Below are 1377 nucleotides of genomic sequence, written 5' to 3'. Positions count from 1 at the left end.
CCGTCGCGTGCTCGCGCAGCCGGGCGACCTCGGGCAGGTGCACCGGCGCCTCCTGGCGCCACACCAGCTCGACCCGCACCTCACCGGCGACGCGCTCCTTGAGCCCGGCCGGGGTGTCGCAGGCGATGACCCGCCCCGCGTCGAGCACGGCGACCCGGTCGAGGACGGTCTCGGCCTCGATGACGTTGTGGGTGACCAGCAGCACGGTCGTCCCGCGCTCGGCCCGGCGCCGGTCCACGGCGGCCCACACGGCCCGCCGGGCGACCGGGTCCATGCCGGTCGTCGGCTCGTCGAGCACGAGCAGCTGCCGCTCGCCGACCAGCGCGGCGGCGAACGTGGCGAGCCGGCGCTGCCCGCCGGACAGCTTCTTCAGCGGCCGCGAGGCGAGCGGGGTGAGCCCCAGTTCGTCCAGGACGTCGTCGCGCGCGGCCCGCGCGTCCTTCAGCGGGAGCCCGCGCAGCCGTCCCGTGGTCTCGGCGGCCAGCGACACGGTGAGCTCGTCGAGGGCGGTCGAGTCCTGGCCGAGGTAGGCGAGGATCCGCGCGGCCCGCTCCGGGTGGCGCACGATGTCGTGCCCGAGGATCTCCACGCTGCCCGCGTCGGGCCGCATCAGTCCGGTGAGCTGTCGTACGAGCGTGGTCTTGCCTGCGCCGTTGGGCCCGAGGAGTCCGAAGATCTCGCCGCGCCGGATGTCGAGCCGTACGCCGTCCGTGGCCCGCACCTCCGGCGTCGCGGGCGTCCCGCGGCGCCCGCGCACGGGCGGATACGTCTTGCTGAGCCCGCGCACCGCGCACACGACAGCGGCCCCCTTACGGGGCGGGGCGGCGTCGCCGGTGCGCGTACTCACGAAGAACGAGAGTACGGGGTCCGGCCCGCCTCATTGCGCGCGGGGCCGGACATATGAGGCGGCTCGCCCTTCCGACGGGCGTGGACGTCAGTCCCCCGCCGTCGCGTGTTCCGTGGTGGTCCGCACGTCGATCTCGCGCCAGAACCCGGCCCGGATCGCGTACCGGTCGTGCTCGTCGATCTGGTCGTCCTTGTGGGCGAGCAGGCCGAACCGCGCCGCGTAACGCAGCAGCTCCCCGTCGATGCGGTGCGGCACCCGCGGGTACATGGTGGACAGCTTCTGCAGCTGGACCTGGTCGGCCAGGCGTGCCATCCAGCGCCGGGCGAAGACCTGTCCCACCTCGTACGGGTCGCCGCCGACGGCGGTGATGTCCTCCTCGCGGTCGGCCCAGCGCTGCTCCGCGGTGGTGACCTGGGCGAGCGTGGGCAGGGACGCCGCCTCGGCGGGCTCGGCGGTGCCGCCGGGCCGCTCCACCCAGCCCTTGTCGGAGGACCAGCGCAGCGTCGCGTTGGCGGGGTGCTGGCCGGGCT

At 75.1% G+C, this 1377-nt stretch carries 1 protein-coding gene and 1 pseudogene; both read right to left on the bottom strand.

Annotation, left to right across the window (positions count from 1 at the left end):
- On the bottom strand, nt 1-796 hold a 796-nt coding region (locus G3I40_RS41210; RefSeq protein ID WP_164559927.1), incomplete at its 3' end, for an ABC transporter ATP-binding protein.
- Nucleotides 797-934: 138 nt separating this feature from the next.
- Nucleotides 935-1377: pseudogene (locus G3I40_RS41205) on the bottom strand (NYN domain-containing protein); the annotation flags it as partial.

The sequence above is a fragment of the Streptomyces sp. SID14478 genome (assembly GCF_010548525.1).
GTDB lineage: Bacteria > Actinomycetota > Actinomycetes > Streptomycetales > Streptomycetaceae > Streptomyces.
This window is presented reverse-complemented; position numbering and strand designations above follow the sequence as displayed.